The following is a 15,991-nucleotide window of genomic DNA, read 5'->3' as shown; positions in this document are numbered from 1 at the left end:
GCGGCTTCGACGCCCGGCACGGGGAACAAGGAATCTTCAGCGCCGTTGTAGAACAGCATCGGCTTGGGACACGCAATCGCCGCGACGTCGGGGTAGTCGAGGAAGTTGCGCAGGTTCGGCACGAGCATTGAAAAGGCGGATTGGCCCTTGGTCTGGTTGTTGCCGGGCGCCATGAGCGCTTCCGTCGTGCCCATCCAGCAGATGGCCGCGCCCGCGGCCACGCGGTCCGTGGCGGCGCAGAGCATCCACGTGCGGTGACACCCCATCGAAAGGCCCGCCGCGCCGATGCGCGCAGGGTCCACTTCGGGCAGCGACGCCACGAACGCGACACTGCGGATGTCGTCCCACGTAATCACGCCGGGCCACGTCATGCCGAGTTGCAGCAGGTTCGCGGACAGCGTCTGCTGTTCTTCGTAGGCGACGCCTTCGCGGCGGCCCCGTTCGCCCCAGAACAGCGCGTCCGCGGCGAAAACGACATAGCCGCGCTGCGCCAGTTCATCCCCGATCCAGCGGCCACCGTAGCACGCTGCCACCCATTGCTCCGCGTCGCGCAGTACGTCGCGCGGCACGCCGAACGGGCGGACGGCCTTCTCCTTGCCAATGGAGAAATGCGCGCCGTGATCATGCAGCGCGACAATCGCCGGGAACGGCCCCTCCCCCTTCGGCACGAGCAGATACGCCGGGATGCGGCAGAACGCGGACACGTTGAACACCAGCTTGCGCGCTTCGTAGCCGCCCCGGTCTTCGCGGGCAACCACAACCGGGTCGAACGGCGCCTCGGGCGGCGGTTCGAGCAGGCACTCGAGCACTTTCGCCCGGGCTCGCTCCCGCCACGTATCGAAGGGAACGCCGCCATCGGGGTCATAGGCGAGCGCAAAGTGCATCCGCGCCGCCTGCCGCGCCGCAAAAGACGGCAAGCCACGCTCTACACCGTAGTCCGGGTACTCCGCGCCTGCCTCGGCCTCGCCGCTTGCGGCGGGCGGCGCAACCCGGTCCAACACGGTTCGCAGTTCCGGCGTCATGTTGAACAGCCGCCGCGCATCGCGATGCCGCAGGTAGCATTCGAGCACTTCGGTGAAATATACGGCCCCTTCCGGCGACGAATCCCCGGATGTGACGCGGCCTTCCGTATAGTCGCGCCGCGTGTCGCGGTCTTCCGGTTTGCGGTATAGGTCTTGAATCGTCTTGCCTCCGGGGACAGCGCCCGCCTCCGTTTCCCACGGTCCGAGCCCGCTCAGGAACGCGCCACTCCGCAGATAGCCGTTGACGCGGGCCTGAAGGACGCGCTCGATGGCGTCGAGAAGCGGCTCGATATTCTCGCCGCGCTGCTCAAGACATTCGGTCGCGCGCGCCAGTTGGACCGCGTGTTCCATGCCTTGATCGATGATTACGCGGCTGCTGCGCGGGTGCGGGTAACGCCAGCCGCCGATGGGGTCCTGCGCGGCCGCCAGAAACGCCGCCACGGCGCGGACGACCTCGTGCAGCCGCGGCTCCTCGGGAGCATGCCGCGCCAACAGGGGCAGGCCATGCAACGCATAGCCGATGATGTAGGGCTTTGCGAAGGGATGCTGATACCCGAAGTCATCCCGGTCGATGAACGGCGGGTCAGGTTCGATTGGCTGGCCGCCCTGGCTGAAGAGGCCATCCGGCATGAGTTTCGCGCGCAACTCGCGGAACAGCCGCATCGCCTGATCCAGATAGTGCTGCTCGCCCGTGAACCGGTACAACCTGACGAAATCGAGCGCGTCGCCGATGTTGCGGCACTCGCCTTGATCCGTATGCACTTTGGACGCGGCATAGGCCGTCTGCCAGCGCAGCGCAGCGCTCATGCGCGGGTCGCCAGTCTCCTCATAGGCGTAGAAGAAAGAATCATAGCCCTTCGTGCAGAAATGGACAGCGTCGTTCGACCGCCACATGAACGAAGTGCCGCCCTCGTGCGGGCCGCCGTAGACCGCCGCGTTGTTGTAGCGCGTGCCGCCGAAATGACCTTCGGGTTCGGCGCCCCACCAGATCGAGAGGTCATGGAAATTCGAGCACCAAAGGAGCGCCATGTCGCGCAGCCGGGCATCGCCGGAACGATAATACTCCTCAAAGATCGGCGGGCAGTGATTGAGCCGGTTCATGCCGAAGGCCCCGCGCGCGGGGACGCCCGTAACGTTGCCGAAGTCGTCGCCCGGCAAAGTCGCGCAGGCCATCGCGTCGCGGTGGAAACGCCGGGTGCTGTCCAGCGCGGGCCAATTGCTCAAATCGGGGTCGGGTGCGAAGGCGTAGAGTTCTTCGAAGTAACATTCCGGTATCGTGACCGCGCACGGCGGCTCCAATAGCGGGGTCCAGACCTCGGTTTCCGCCGGCCCGGCGAAGAAGCAGGCTGTACGCCACGCAGCCGGTTGAAACGGCACGTGGTCGCCCTCGCGGCAGCGCCAATAGACTACGTTCGTGCCCTCCGCGGCAGTGTCCAAGCTGACCGAGCCCCGTTTCAGCAGATGCGCGTCGGGAAAGGCCACGCTAAGCCGTTCGCCGTGAAGAATGCACGTTTCACCCGTCGAGAAATCCCAGTCGTGCTTATTGACGCTTTCAGCGTCCTTCCCCAGACCCGCAAGGCGCACCGGCTCACGCACCCAAATCCGCCAACCCAGGTCCGGGGCATCGCCGTCCTCGGGAAGCATCCGCTGGACGTGTGCGCGCACCGCGACCGCGCCCAGCGCGTCTGCCCGTATCTCGACAATGCGCGGCCAGAAGGCATCCGGCGCCAGTACGCGCACCCAGAGGAAGCAATCTCCCTCTTCAACCACTTCAACGACCGCGGACGACGCGTCCAGGGCCCTTTCCGGCGCAATCGGGACCGCCTCCCAGCGTATTTGGCCGCATTGCGCGGCGCTGACTTTGTCTTCGGCAACGGTCAGCGTTGTTCCGCCTATCCGCGCGGTAAAAGGCGCATCGAAGTACTCGAGCGGACAACGCCGCGCGCCGCGGCGCGCCCGGCTCTCAACCTGGAACAGGTACCGCCCGGCATGGTCGAAATCATGCTGAAAGGTCGCCATGGCGCGGCGCACGTAAGGCGGGGAACCGGGATGCACGGTCAGAACACGCACATCGGGTTTTATTACCGCGCCGGTCGCAGTGCAAACGACGCGAAACGCTTGGCCCTCTTCCAGAACACCCCACGGGAACGGCAACGAGACACGCACGGTGCGTTTCCCGTGCGCATCTGCCCGGACCTCGAACTCCGGCCATGCGCCAGCGGATTGTGTTGTGACGGCCTCTTCCGCGGCCCGCGGCGGCGCGAGAGCAACGGCATCCACCCAATTGGGCAACTGTGTCTTGGGTAACGGGCCGACAGTTACGCAGCCGCAGAAGACGATCAATCCCACACCTTCGCACAGCACGTTCTTGAGTATCCGCGTCATTGGCGTTTCTCCGTGGGGAGCGCGCATGCGGCCGGAAGGCCGGTCCATTGCCCGGATGGGCACCCCGCGCCTCAGCATAACCTCAATTACCGCTGGAGACCAATACATATTGCGTTCGGTTGCCGCCGCGCCAGCGGATAACGCCGGCGGCTCGATACCGGCTTGAATTCATCCCTAAAGACAACTCCGGCGGGAGACCCTTTCGGGCCCCCCGCCGGAGCGAAGCAGCGAGGACTAGTCTAGCGCGTAGCGCGACGCATGCGGCGCGCCACGAGCCATCCGCCGAACATCAGCGCCAGCGCGGCGCTCAGCATCGGGAGGGCCAGCACCATCCGGCTGACGACCACCACGGGCACGAGGGCCACGCGGATAATCGAAGCCAGGACCGGGCTGTCCGCCACGAACTGCGCGATAGCCGGGCTGAACGCATAGTAGGTGTCCACGAAGGCCGAGCCGGCAGCGCTGTTCAGGAAGACCTGGTCGCGCATGTCGCGCAGCACGTCGATTTCACCGGCCATGGGCGTCCCGTAGGCAGCGGTCGCGATGAAGCAGGGGCCGCCGCCGCCGCCGCCGCTGTCGCCGCCGGCCGCCAGACCGAGAATGGCAATCAGCAGGCCAAGCAGCAGGAGCAGCAGGCTCCAGTTGAACTGCGGAGCAGCTTTGTACTCAAACACGCGCTCCAGACGCGCCGCCTCGACGGTCGGGGCCGACTTCAGGTAGATAACCAGGTCGACAACACCGGCGTCGTCGTTCGAGCTGGCGGGCGACTGCAACGACAACTCGTATTCGGTCGTGCCGTCCGCGGAGCCATCCGGGAAGGTCGTCACAACGCCGCCCAGCTTGGCGTCCGAGCCTACGAAGGCCACACGGTCCACCCACGCAAGGCCGCCCAGCGCGGACACAATGCGCAGCGCATTGCCGCCCCCGGTGTTGCTGGCCGTATACGTGCCGCTGGCGGTATCCAGGCGGATGCCGGAAGCCACCGCATCGTCAAACACGGCGTTCTGCCGCAGACTGAACCCGTTCAGGCTGTACAGGCGCGCCTGATTCACGAGGTCGACAACCGCCGCGTCGGCCGTGGCGTCCGTCAACGCCGGGCTGACTTCGTCGTTGAGCAGCATGCTCTGGTAGGCGAATTCCTGAGGCACGACCGGCACCGTCTGTTCGGCGGCGTAATCGTAACTCAGCTGGACGCCCCACATGATCAGGCCGTCGCGCACATCGCCCGCGGTCAGACCGGAGCCCGTCACCGGGAAGGTGAGCAGAGCCGCGCCCGTCTGCACCGGGTTGCCGTTCACGTCGACCGTCCGGTCGAAGTCAACCAAGCCGCTGGCGTTGTTGTACACCGGCGAACCGACCGGAGGCGTCGACTTCGCGACTTCAAGCGGGCCGTACAAGTGCATGCTGAAGTCGTAGGCGTCCGGAATCAGGTCGCCCTCTTCCTCGGCAGCAAGCAGCGCGTCGAAGGCACTCGTGCCCAGCGCTTCCGTCGTCGACTTCGTGTCCGCGATTTGCACCGTGCGCGCGATACCGTACACCACGTTGCCCGCTGCAGCGCCGAGCGCCGGCAGTTCAAGAGTGATGTTTGCCGCAGTCGCGCCGTCCCAGACGCCAACCGTGTTGGCAACCGTCGGGTCAATCACGAACGCCGTTGTCAGCACCCCGTCCGCCGCCACGTCATACTGCTTGAACGTCAACACGTCCGTAGCGGTGTCCGAGCCGCCTTCAGGATTCTCTACAAGGATGTCGGTCATGACCGCCGTCTGACCCGCGGCGAACCAGCTTGCCGGCGCCGCCGGGACGACGAATTCGGTCGCGCCGCCCGCAACGCGCTGGAAGATTGTGGCCACCACCGTATCGGTGTTCGCCGGGTCATCCGAATTCGAGAACGTGATCGTCGTCCCCGGGGTAATGCCCGTGCCGCTCAACTCGGCCACAACGCCGCCGAAGAGCCACACTTCATCAAGCGCACCCGCAGGCCCGAGAATCGGGTCGGCATCGAGGTCGATGTCCGAGGGCGGAACCAGTTCGAATACCGCCGTGACGGTGATGTCCGAATCCACCGACACGACAATCGGGTTGTCCTCAGGATTCGCTTCGCCGATAGAGCCTTCCCAACGCACGAAGCGGTACTCGGGATCAAGGGACGGATTTGCGGTCAGGGTGACATCCGTGCCGCACGGATACGAGCCACCGGCCGGGTCGAGGTCCACCGTGCCCACGCCCTGCGTCAGCACGGTCAGCGTGCAGGTGCCGACGATCGGCTCAACAACCGCCGTGATGGTCGTGTCCGCGGTAACGGTCAGGTTCAGCACCGCGTCGCTGCCCGCCGGCACGCCGTTCACTTCCCAGCTCACCAGATTGACACCGACGAGGTTCAAGGAGGCGGCAACACTGTCGCCGTCGAAGAACTTGCCAGCCGGATCCGGGTAGTCACCGGGCAGGTCCGTGGACTGACCCGGGCTCAGCGCGATACCGCCCGGTGTGCCCGTCGGCGAACCCTGTTCGCGGGTCTCCGTGGTCACCGTATAGACATCGACCACGTCGAGCATCGTGCTGCTCACCTGGTTGGCGGGATTGCCCAAATCCGTCACCGTAACATCAACAGCCGCAGCCGCGGCCAAGGCCGGTGCGTCCACATACATGGAGTTCTGATTGACGCCATCATACGGCGTGACCGCGAAGTCCTGCTTCGCCGGCCCAAGACGGAACGCAGCCGCCTGACCGCCGATACTGACGGCGTAAGCGGCTTCCGCCTGCGCGATCGACAAGCCCGTGCTCACCGGGAACACGCCGACCAGCGTGACATCGGAACCCGCGAAATTGCTCGGGATGCGGCTCGGGATCACGTCGGAGATGGCGAGACCGGAGTCGTACGGTGCAAAGACCGACAAGGTCTGAAGCGCCGCTTCCAGCGTGCCTGCGGCCGTGTCTACGGCGACCGTGTCCGGGTCAAGCAGGCGCCAACCTTGCGCATTGGGGTCGTTCGCAAGGTAGACGACGCCTTCCAGGTCGTCGACCATCGTCGGATAGGACCACAGCTGCACGTTGTTCGTGCCCGCGAGGTCCAGATTGCTCAACGATAGGCCAACGGACAAGGTCGTGCCGCTCAGGTCCTCGATTTCCGCGTAGTTCTGGCCGCTATTGTAAGTGTAAAGGAGGCTGATCTCGACATACGACGCCAAGGCCGTGCCCGGCGCGATGTCATTCACGGCGTCCGCCCAATCTTGGCGCGCCAAGGGCGAATCGACGCCGTCAACGCGGTCAAGGAGCGCGGTGAGACCATTGACCACTTCCACGACCAGCAGGGCGGATTCTCCGCTTTCCAGCAACCCCTCGGCTTCGAGGGCATCCGCGTTGGGCGCGGTTATCTGAATATCGCTGCCCACCTGAACCGAATAGGTGCCTACGGCCTTCGTGCCCAGCCCGGTATCATCCAGGTTGGCGATCACCACGGAACGGCCGACGGTGTCGATGGTCTTATTGGCAACCCAGATTTCGCCAGGGCCAATTTCATTGAAGAGGTCGTCCGGAATGGCGTTGTCATCCGCGTCCGCCGATGTCTCGGTTTGTTGGAAGGTAACGGCTACTGCCTCCTCCTGGGCATTGGTCGATTCGTACTGCAGGCTGACCGCAGCCTTCGCCTGCGACGCATTGACCAGCGCGTAAATAAGGATGGACTTCTGGATGTTGGCCAAGCCGCTCTCGTAGAAGCCCGCGCCGATATCCAGGAGACCGGCAAAGCCTGCGTCGCTGTCCACCGGGCCGCTCACCTGAGAATCGTCGCCCACCCACAGGTCGGGCTCCGTCCACGGCGTCTGTTCCGGAGTCTGCGCGGCAAAATGGACCGTCTCCGTGCCGTCGCCGCCCGCAAGCACGGCCTGCACCGGCACGGCAATCGCCGGCGTGGCGGCGTTGTCCGGAGGTGTCTTTACGGTTATGCCTTCCAACCCGGACAGCAGCGTGATTTCTCCCACTTGCTGAATACCGAGGACTTGGTTCAGCAGGTCGACCATGTCGATCCGCCCGTCCTGGTCCGCCGCGCCCGCCGTATCAACGGAGCGCGAGGGTACCAAGCCGATGCCCAGCGCTAGCACCATCATTAAGCTGACGAGCAACGCCAGAACTAACTTTTTGCTGGTCCCCATGACAATAGTCTCCTTTACGCCTTTCCTCTGAACAGTTTACTTTACAGCGCAACGGGAAATAACCCGTCACGACGTTCCCTTCGTCCTTCCGCTACCCCGAAAAACAGGCCGGTTTCGGGATAGAATACCATCTGCCAAAGACTAATACTGCCACTCCATACCTCGTTGAGGTCCTATTATAAAGAGCTTTCTTTACGCTTGTCAACACTTTATTTCAACAAAATCGTTACTTTCTTAAACACCTTTGACCGGGCAGAACGAGGGGGACTGGGAAAAGACGCACGTGGGACTCACCGCCTCTGCGGCGCACGACCCTGCACCGTCGCCAAATAGCAGCCTCGTAAGCATCACAGCCTTCCCCTGTTTCTGCCTCGTAGTCATCTTAGCACCAATTCCGCCGCAGGTCAACCTTCCTCCGTTGTCTCCACGGCCGCCCGTTTGGGCAAATACGCACGTAACGTAATGTACACAATCAAACCCACGATTACAAGTCCCAGACTGATGCCCTGTGACAGGCGCATCTGCAACCCGGGAAAGTCATGCGCCGGGTCTGCCCGGAAGAACTCCACGGCAAAGCGCAGCGCACCGTAGAACACCGGATAGATCAGCAGTATGCCGCCGTCGTGCTTCCGCCGGGGATAGAGATAACAAAGGATAAGATAAGTGACAAAAAGGCCCAGGCTTTCGTACAGCTGCGTGGGGTGCACGGCGTGCGCGTGTACAGCGTCCGCCGGGATCAGGCCGGCCGCGACCTGCTCGTGGAACAGGTACCGGTGCAGAGCAGAATCGTGGGGATACACTACCCCCCAAGGCAGGTTTGTCGGCTTGCCCCAGCAACACCCATTGAAGAAGCAACCCAACCGCCCAATGGCGTGACAAAGCGGCACGTAGCTGACCACGAGGTCGGCGACGGGCAGAACCGGCACCCGCTTGTAAAGCAGATAGGCAATCGCCGTGACCGTCCCGCCGATTATGCCCCCGTACGAAACGAGCCCGCCCTCCCAGAAGCGCGCCACGCTCAGCAGGTCCGCGGCTTCCTTGTACTCGAGTACGTAATAGATTTTTGAGCCTGCGAGGATGCCCACGAACAACCAAAGCGCGCCCATTGGCGTGACGTTATACGGCTCGGCCAGCCGCTCGTTCCGCCGGAAAAACAGGTATACGCCGAGGAGAAACGCCCCGGCCATCAGCACGGTATACGTGTGGAACTCGAATATCCAAAACTTGAACAGGACCGGATACATCGGAGCTTTGTTCCCCTGCGTTCCTGCGCCTCACCCTTTTCGCGTGCGCCGGGCGGCTGCGGCCCGCCGAGACCACACGATCATCAGCGCGGCGCCGCAGAGCAGCGCGCCGTCGCCCAGCCCCGCCGCGGCAGCGCCGGACCGAACGCGAGGCTGTGCCTTTCCCGCGCCGCGATAACCAAGAGCGGGCACGGCGCTGAAATCGCTTTCACAGCCCATCGCCGTACGCGCTTTCACCCAGTAGTAATAGTTAAATGTAACTACTTCTCCCGGCGGACAGCAGGCGAACCCGCCGGAAGCCCGGGCGGGCTGCGCCGTAACGTCGCTGAACAGCGTAGCGGCCTGCCATTCCGTCCCCAGCGGCACCGCATTCGCGGAATCCGCGTCGTTGCTGCGGAACACCCGGTATAGCGCTCCCGGGGCGGCCACGGGGTCCCAGGAAACATCCACGCGGTCCTCCAACCCCTGCGTCGCCTGCACGTTTACCGGCGTGTCGGCGGGGTCGCAGCCGAACACCACGCCGCCGTCGACGAACGCAAGGGGCAGCGAGATTGGCGAACTGCCGCTTGACGCGGCGCTGCTGCCGGCGCCGCCGGCGATGTCGACGAATTCCCCCGACCCGCCGCTTATCAGTTGAAAAGCCGCGGTAAGAAAGGGGCCCTCCGCTATCTCAAGAGTGTTCAGCCCTACCACCACGAGGCGCAATTGCCCCGCGCTGGGAATCGAGTATTCGACAAGCTTCTGCGCGTCCGCAATCGACTGCTCGGGACGCACGGGGGCCCGCACCTCCGTCAGGCCGCCTTCCAGGTCTTCCTGCGCAAACTGATAGTACGTCTCGTCCGGCGCGATCTTCCCGGCGTCATATTCCAATACGAGGGTAACCGCAGCCGGAGGCGGAGTGCCCGCATCCATTGAGATGAGCACCTCCGCGGTGTCACCGGGATTGCCCGTGGCTTCGCCAATGGTGAACGTGACCGTCTGCGCGTCTGCTGTTCCGGTCAGCAAGAACGGCGCAGCCGCAAAGAAGAAGCCCGCGCTCAAAACGCGCTTCAGGGTCGAGCTGTGCATGGCCCGCATGGGAAGTGTTCACTCCTTAATTCTCGCGGCGCCGCCGCGTACGCGCGCGCACGGCGCATGTAAGCCAAGGCCCCGTAAGAGCATATGCCACCTTATCGGACGGGCAAGCGGCAAGTCAATTCGTGAATGCATGCCGGCTCCCGCCGGAACCGCGCCACCGGTCCCTCTCAGAATACCGGCCGGAAGGCATTTTGTGGCGCGGCCCAGCCTCGCTTCGTGCCGCATTGACGCCGACGCTACCCCATGCTAGTCTATATCGGTTTTCGAGAACGACTGTCGATATACGTGCTTGTCTGGAGACCCCGTGAACGACCAGGATCTCTATTCCGGCCTTATCCGGCTGCATATGCTCCATCAGGCCTGCCGCGAGCCCATCTATGGCCTCGAAATGATAGAGGAACTCGCCAGGCACGGCTATAAGCTGAGCCCGGGCACCGCGTATCCCCTTCTGCACGGCTTGGAGATGAAGGGGTACTTGCGGTCGCGCACCATCCGCGAAGGCAAGCGGTCCCGGCGCATATACGTGGCCACGCCCGCTGGCCGCAAGGCGCTCGAAGCGGCTACGCTCAAGGTTCGGGAACTCTTTGGTGAATTATTCGAGGAGAAATAGCGATGGCTCGTGGACCGCGCGAACCAGTGGTCTGCCCCCCTCCTGAAATCGAGGGAAGCCAGCCACAAGCGCCCGGCGGTTTCGACCTGCTGCGCGTGCCCGGCGTGCGCGGACTGGTTTCGTGGCGCGGTTTTCCGTACGTCTTGCAGACCGTGACGTTGGCCGCCTTCCTGGCCCTGCTCGTCATTGGCTGGCAGCGGTACACGCCGCCGGGTGTTTCACAGAAGCTCTATGCCCAAACAAACCTGGCCACGCTGGTGGTTTGGGGCCTGTGGTGGCCCGCCATGGTGTGGCTGACCGTGTTCCTGGGCCGCGTCTGGTGCATGGTGTGTCCGCTCGAACTCATAAGCAACGTGAGTGAGCGGCTGGGAGAACACCTGGGACTGCGTCAAGGGCCGCTGCGCCCGTGGGTCGCGTCGGGGACGCTCATAGCCGTGTTCTACGCAGTCATTCAGTTGTTCGTCGCGGGCGCGGAGATTCGCCGTGTGCCGGCCTATACGTCCTTTTTCTTGATAGGTCTTCTGCTGCTTGCGGTTCTTACCGGCCTGTTCCTCAAGGACCGCGCGTTCTGCCGTGGTTTCTGCCCCGTGGGATTGCTGCTGAACGCCTATGGACGCGGCGGCATGCTCGCGGTACGCGCCGGTTCCGGCGAAACGTGCCGCGCGTGCACGGGCAAGGATTGTATCCGCGCGTGCAACCGCAACAAGGCTGACGGACGAAGCTGCCCGAGCCTCCTCAATGTGCCTGCATTGAACGACAGTAAGGACTGCCTCTTCTGCGGCCAATGCGTCAAGGCCTGCAAGCCCGGGAACGTACGGCTGCTGCTGCGTCCCCCCTTTTCCGGAAGCGATACGCGCGATGCGATGGCCTCATGGCCGATGACCTTCTTCGTCATGCTCGTCTCGGGCTTTGTGCTCTGGGAATTAACCTCCGAATGGCGTGCCGCTGAGGATTTCTTCGTCGCGATTCCCAATTGGGTCGCCCAACATGCGTCCGCACCTTGGCTTTCGGGTTACATCACCGGTCTTTGGGCAATGGCAGTTGTGCCGCTCATGGTCTGGTCTCTTTTCACTTTCCTGGCGTGGATACTTGGTTTCCGCGAGGGATTCGGCGCCACTTGGCGGCGGCTTGCATTGCCGATGACGGTCGTGATTGCGGCGGGACATATGGCAAAAGGGTTGGCCAAACTCGCGTTGTGGGCAGGATTCCTGCCCTATGCGATCGAAGACCCGAGCGGCCTGCACACCGCCGCGGCGATAACCGGCGGCGCGCTGCAGGCACCCGCAACACTCATGGCAAAACCCGCAATAGCGCTGGCAGCCGCGGCATTCGTCGCGGTTTCCGTCCTTCTTGCCGCGCGGGAAATGCGACTCGCGGATCCCGGCCAAACGCGGCGCGCGTTTGTTGTTCCGCTTCTTGTGATGGGTGGTGTTTCGGTGTTCCTGGTACTTGGCTGGGGATTTCCGGTTCGGTGACGCATGGCAAATTGCCGGAATTACACGTAATGGACACAAGGAACGCGAAGGCGGCCCATTCAGGGCATGGTGTGCGCCAGCATCTTGGCGAATTGGCTGCGCTTTTTCTGCGCCTGGGTTTCACGGCGTTCGGCGGGCCGGCGGCGCATATCGCGCTGTTCGAGGCCGAGGTGGTACGGCGGCGGCGCTGGCTGACGCACGAGCGGTTTCTAGACCTGCTCGGTGTTACGAATCTCATCCCCGGCCCGAACTCGACCGAAATGGTCATCCATATCGGCCTGCTTCGCGCGGGCGTGCCCGGCATGATTGTGGCAGGTCTATCGTTCATTCTTCCCGCCGCATGCATCACGGGCGTGTTCGCGTGGCTGTACGTCCATTACGGGAGTGTCCCGGAGGCAGAGGGGCTATTGTACGGCGTGAAACCCGTCGTGGTTGCGATCATCGCGCAGGCGCTCTGGAACTTCGCGCCGAAATCGGTCACATCGCGGGCGCTCGCCGTTGTCGCGGCAATCAGTGCGCTGGCCGTCTGGCTCGGCATCGGCGAACTGACCGTTCTTGTGCTCGCGGGCGCAGCTATGGCCGTGACGCAGAGCATTCAAGACGGTCCCCGGCGTCATGTCCGCGGTCTCGCGGTGCTCGCCGCCATAATCGTGGCGGTTTGCGGCGTTGTACTGTTGGCCCCGATGTGGACCGGCGGAACCGTGCGCGCCTTCAGTCTTGGCGCACTGTTTCTCTTTTTCCTCAAAGTCGGCAGTATTCTCTACGGTACTGGTTACGTACTCATTGCGTTCATCGAGTCAAGTCTTGTCGAGCAGTGGCAGTGGATCACGCATGCGCAACTGCTCGACGCGGTCGCGGTAGGCCAGGTGACACCCGGGCCGCTGTTCAGCACCTCGACGTTCATCGGGTTCATCCTCGCGGGGGTGTCCGGCGCGACGGTGGCAACGCTCGGCATTTTCCTGCCCTCGTTCGTGTTCGTAGCCATAAGCGGACCGATTATTCCGAGGATACGGCAATCGGCGCTGGCGGGCGCGTTTCTCGACGGCGTGACCGCGGCTTCGCTCGCGCTCATGGCCGTCGTGACGCTGCAACTGGGTGTGAGCAGCCTGCGCGACCCGCTGGCGATACTCGTCGCGCTCGCGAGCGCGCTGTTGCTGTTCCGCTTCAAGCTCAACGGCACGTGGCTGATCATCGCCGGCGCCGCCCTGGGCCTTTCATGGAGCGTCCTGAATTGAAAACGCGTGAAAGCGGCATGCCCGGCGAGGAAATGTGGTCCGGCTTCTTCGAGCCGCCCGCCGTGCTCGCGGCAGTGGGTTTGACGAATGAATGCAGGGATGTGGTCGAATTTGGCTGCGGCTACGGCACGTTCACCCTTCCGGCCGCGCGTATCGTCCGCGGCGCCGTCTACGCCCTCGATATCGAAGAGGAGATGATCGAGACCACGGTAGCGAAGGCGCAGGCCGCCGGTTTGTGCAATGTCGTCGCGATTCAGCGCGACTTCGTCGGCGACGGCACTGGTCTGCCCGATTCCAGTGTGGATTACGCCATGCTCTTCAATATCCTCCACTGTGAAGCGCCCGAAATACTGCTCAGCGAGGCTCGCCGCGTTCTACGCCCCGAAGGACGCCTCGGCATTATCCATTGGAATTACGACCCATCGACGCCCCGGGGCCCCTCCATGTCGATCCGTCCACGCCCTGAACAATGTCTGGCTTGGGCCGAACAGACCGGGTTCTCCCTCCTTCCGACCGGCATCATCGACCTGCCCCCGTACCACTACGGCATGACGTTGCAGAGCGGGCCAAGCGTGCGGTAGCGTCGTTTCAACGTGGCTGTTTCTGGGATGGACGGTATGGACAGAGAACCGCTGATTCCGAAGCATGGGGGCTATCGGAAATTAAAGAGTTTTCAGTTGGCGCAACTGGTCTACGACGTCACGGTGCGGTTCTGCGACCGGTATGTCGATAAGCGTAGCCGCACGCATGATCAGATGGTCCAGGCGGCGCGGTCAGGCGTACAGAACATCGCGGAGGGCAGCCAGGCCAGCGGCACATCGAAGAAAATGGAGTTGAAATTGACCAATGTGGCCGGGGCCAGCCTCGAGGAACTGCGCTTGGACCATGAAGATTTCCTGCGGCAGCGAGGGCTGCCGGTCTGGGACAAGGAAGACCCGCGCCGGAAGACGCTGGTCGCCCGGCGTTGCGCCGCAGCGGATGATGTGGCGGTCTGGGTCAGAGAAGTAAGATATGGGCGATATGGACAGTCCATGTCGTCCATACCGTCCATCAAGTCCACCTATCCTGAGGTCGCCGCGAATGCCGCTCTGGTCTTGATCGGGGTGGCGGTTGTGCTGCTAGACCGCCAGGTCGCCGCGCAAGCCCGCGCGTTTGAGAAAGAAGGCGGCTTCACCGAGCGCCTGTACCACAAACGCCGGCAGCGGCGGCGTCTCGATTGAAGCGGCCTTACGCCTCTTCGTCCTTCGGATAGTTCGGCGAATAGAGGATCGACTGCGGGCGGGGCACAAGTTCGCCGTCGCGGACCCACGCTTCGCCACGAGGGGCAAGATGGGCGACCAGCCGCTCGCGCCAGAGCGAAAGCGTCTCGGCATGGGCCGGGTCAGCAGCCAGTTCGCGCGTTTCGCCCGGATCGTTTACCAGATCGAAAAGCTGTTCGCCGCCGGCATAGGCGTCGTAGATGTACTTCATCTTGCCATCCGTAAGCGCACTCCAGTGATTTGTCTTGTCGTAGCAGATGTCGTGCTCGAGGTCGATAAAGGGCCGCCAATCCGCGCCGCCGCGCACAAGCCCGAGCAGACTCGCGCCGTCAAGCGGTACCGGCGCCTCGGCGCGCGCCGCATCGAGGAACGTGGGCAGAATGTCGCGTATCTCGACCGGTTGTTCGAGCGTGACGCCGCGCGCGCGGTCCACAAGCCCTTCCGGCCATCGCAGCAGCATCGGAATGCGGGCGGACGGCTCGTAAGCGTAGGACTTGCGCCAGAGGTGGTGATCGCCGGTCATATCGCCGTGGTCCGCCGTGAACAGGATCAACGTGCGTTCGAGCAGCCCGCGATGTTCGAGCGCTTCGATGATTCGGCCTATCTGCTCGTCGATGAACGACACGGAACCGTAATAGCCCTGCCGCGATACGCGTGCTTGCTCCTTTCCCATGTCGCCATGCCAGATGCTGTTGGAGTCGTCGCTTCGTTCCCGGTAGCGGCTGCACCAGTCGCCAATGAATGGCTCGGGGATCGGCGCATTCGCGCAGCGGTCGAACCAGCGCTTCGGCGGGTCATACGGGCTGTGCGGCCGGGCGAACGAAACCTTCAGGAAGAATGGCTCTTGCTTGTCGCAGGTGTCGATGAAGCGCGTGGCGACGTCGCCCATCCAGCGCGTCGGGTGCAATTCCTCGGGCAAGGCATAGACGGCGCTGCGGTAGTCGTTCCAGCCGATACCTGTGGCATCGGGATCGAGATTCGGAGAGACCGACGCGAACCATGAACGGTAGTCGCTGCGGAAATCCACGCTCTGCTCGCGGCTGGATTCATCGAGGATGGTCCTGTGAAATCCGTGCAGGCTGCGCTGGGGCGTCCAGTGCATCTTGCCGATGCCCGTCGTGTAGTAGCCCGCGTCGCGCAACGCCTGCGGCATCTCAACGGGATACTTCCCCGCCACCTTGCCGTATCCGAGCATGCCGTGGTTCCAGGGCGACATCCCCGTAAGCAACGCGGCGCGCGCCGGCGTGCAGGTAGGCGTCGATGAATAGGCATGCGGGAAATACGCGCCCTCGGCGGCGATCCGGTCCAGGTTCGGCGTTTGCACGGCCGGATGTCCGGCGCAGCCCATGCAATCGCCCCGGAATTGGTCCGCCATGAGGAAGAGTATATTCGGGCGGTCCTGTGCGGGCGCGCCCACGGCGAACCGCGGTGCGCTCCACGCCGCCGCCGCTGCGGCGCTCAGCATCATGAATCCGCGCCGGGATACCTGCGTGCGGCTTTCTGCTCCAGTCATGGCGTCACTCCTCCTGACACGCG

10 protein-coding genes are annotated in these 15,991 nt (G+C 63.6%); 5 read left to right on the top strand and 5 right to left on the bottom strand.

Annotated features, from left to right (window positions below):
- The 4 genes from KA184_16855 to KA184_16840 form a co-directional block, all read right to left on the bottom strand.
- Positions 1 to 1,022: dienelactone hydrolase family protein (locus KA184_16855; protein ID MBP8131251.1), on the bottom strand; the 1,022-nt coding region annotated here is incomplete at its 3' end.
- Between the two features lie 2,624 nt (positions 1,023 to 3,646).
- Positions 3,647 to 7,555, bottom strand: coding sequence for a hypothetical protein (locus tag KA184_16850; GenBank protein ID MBP8131250.1), 3,909 nt, complete (start codon positions 7,553 to 7,555; stop codon positions 3,647 to 3,649).
- A gap of 404 nt (positions 7,556 to 7,959) precedes the next feature.
- Positions 7,960 to 8,799 carry a prolipoprotein diacylglyceryl transferase gene (gene lgt / locus KA184_16845; protein ID MBP8131249.1) on the bottom strand — a complete coding sequence of 280 codons (840 nt, stop codon included), beginning with the start codon at positions 8,797 to 8,799 and terminating at the stop codon, positions 7,960 to 7,962.
- A gap of 30 nt (positions 8,800 to 8,829) precedes the next feature.
- The gene (locus KA184_16840) at positions 8,830 to 9,876 is read right to left on the bottom strand and encodes a hypothetical protein (protein ID MBP8131248.1); all 1,047 of its coding nucleotides are present in this window, start codon (positions 9,874 to 9,876) and stop codon (positions 8,830 to 8,832) included.
- 304 nt (positions 9,877 to 10,180) lie between these two features.
- On the opposite strand from KA184_16840, the gene KA184_16835 reads away from it, so the two are divergent.
- From KA184_16835 to KA184_16815, 5 genes are read left to right on the top strand one after another with little or no spacing between them, the layout of a single operon-like run.
- Positions 10,181 to 10,486 (top strand): helix-turn-helix transcriptional regulator, encoded by a 306-nt coding sequence (locus tag KA184_16835; protein ID MBP8131247.1) that lies wholly within the window; start codon positions 10,181 to 10,183, stop codon positions 10,484 to 10,486.
- Positions 10,487 to 10,488: 2 nt separating this feature from the next.
- The gene (locus KA184_16830) at positions 10,489 to 11,961 is read left to right on the top strand and encodes a 4Fe-4S binding protein (GenBank protein MBP8131246.1); all 1,473 of its coding nucleotides are present in this window, start codon (positions 10,489 to 10,491) and stop codon (positions 11,959 to 11,961) included.
- A 29-nt stretch (positions 11,962 to 11,990) separates the two neighbouring features.
- Positions 11,991 to 13,196 carry a chromate efflux transporter gene (chrA, locus tag KA184_16825; GenBank protein MBP8131245.1) on the top strand — a complete coding sequence of 402 codons (1,206 nt, stop codon included), beginning with the start codon at positions 11,991 to 11,993 and terminating at the stop codon, positions 13,194 to 13,196.
- The gene (locus KA184_16820; protein MBP8131244.1) at positions 13,193 to 13,777 is read left to right on the top strand and encodes a class I SAM-dependent methyltransferase; all 585 of its coding nucleotides are present in this window, start codon (positions 13,193 to 13,195) and stop codon (positions 13,775 to 13,777) included. Before chrA ends, KA184_16820 begins: the two co-directional genes overlap by 4 nt.
- 36 nt (positions 13,778 to 13,813) lie before the next feature.
- Positions 13,814 to 14,416 (top strand): four helix bundle suffix domain-containing protein, encoded by a 603-nt coding sequence (locus tag KA184_16815; GenBank protein MBP8131243.1) that lies wholly within the window; start codon positions 13,814 to 13,816, stop codon positions 14,414 to 14,416.
- Positions 14,417 to 14,423: 7 nt separating this feature from the next.
- Here KA184_16815 and KA184_16810 read toward each other — a convergent pair whose 3' ends face one another.
- Positions 14,424 to 15,920, bottom strand: a complete 1,497-nt coding sequence (locus tag KA184_16810; protein MBP8131242.1) for an arylsulfatase — start codon at positions 15,918 to 15,920, stop codon at positions 14,424 to 14,426.
- Positions 15,921 to 15,991: the final 71 nt, after the last annotated feature.

Source organism: Candidatus Hydrogenedentota bacterium, from assembly GCA_018005585.1.
In the GTDB taxonomy this organism is placed as follows: Bacteria; Hydrogenedentota; Hydrogenedentia; order Hydrogenedentales; family JAGMZX01; genus JAGMZX01.
The sequence above is the reverse complement of the archived record's forward strand: the minus strand, read 5'-3'. Positions and strand labels throughout refer to the sequence as shown.

Excerpts from the sequence above, each read along its gene's own strand:
- KA184_16850 (MBP8131250.1), bottom strand. The coding sequence starts at position 7,555 with ATGGGGACCAGCAAAAAGTTAGTTCTGGCGTTGCTCGTCAGCTTAATG.
- lgt (MBP8131249.1), bottom strand. The coding sequence starts at position 8,799 with ATGTATCCGGTCCTGTTCAAGTTTTGGATATTCGAGTTCCACACGTAT.
- KA184_16840 (MBP8131248.1), bottom strand. The coding sequence starts at position 9,876 with ATGCGGGCCATGCACAGCTCGACCCTGAAGCGCGTTTTGAGCGCGGGC.
- KA184_16830 (MBP8131246.1), top strand. The coding sequence starts at position 10,489 with ATGGCTCGTGGACCGCGCGAACCAGTGGTCTGCCCCCCTCCTGAAATC.
- chrA (MBP8131245.1), top strand. The coding sequence starts at position 11,991 with ATGGACACAAGGAACGCGAAGGCGGCCCATTCAGGGCATGGTGTGCGC.
- KA184_16815 (MBP8131243.1), top strand. The coding sequence starts at position 13,814 with ATGGACAGAGAACCGCTGATTCCGAAGCATGGGGGCTATCGGAAATTA.
- KA184_16810 (MBP8131242.1), bottom strand. The coding sequence starts at position 15,920 with ATGCTGAGCGCCGCAGCGGCGGCGGCGTGGAGCGCACCGCGGTTCGCC.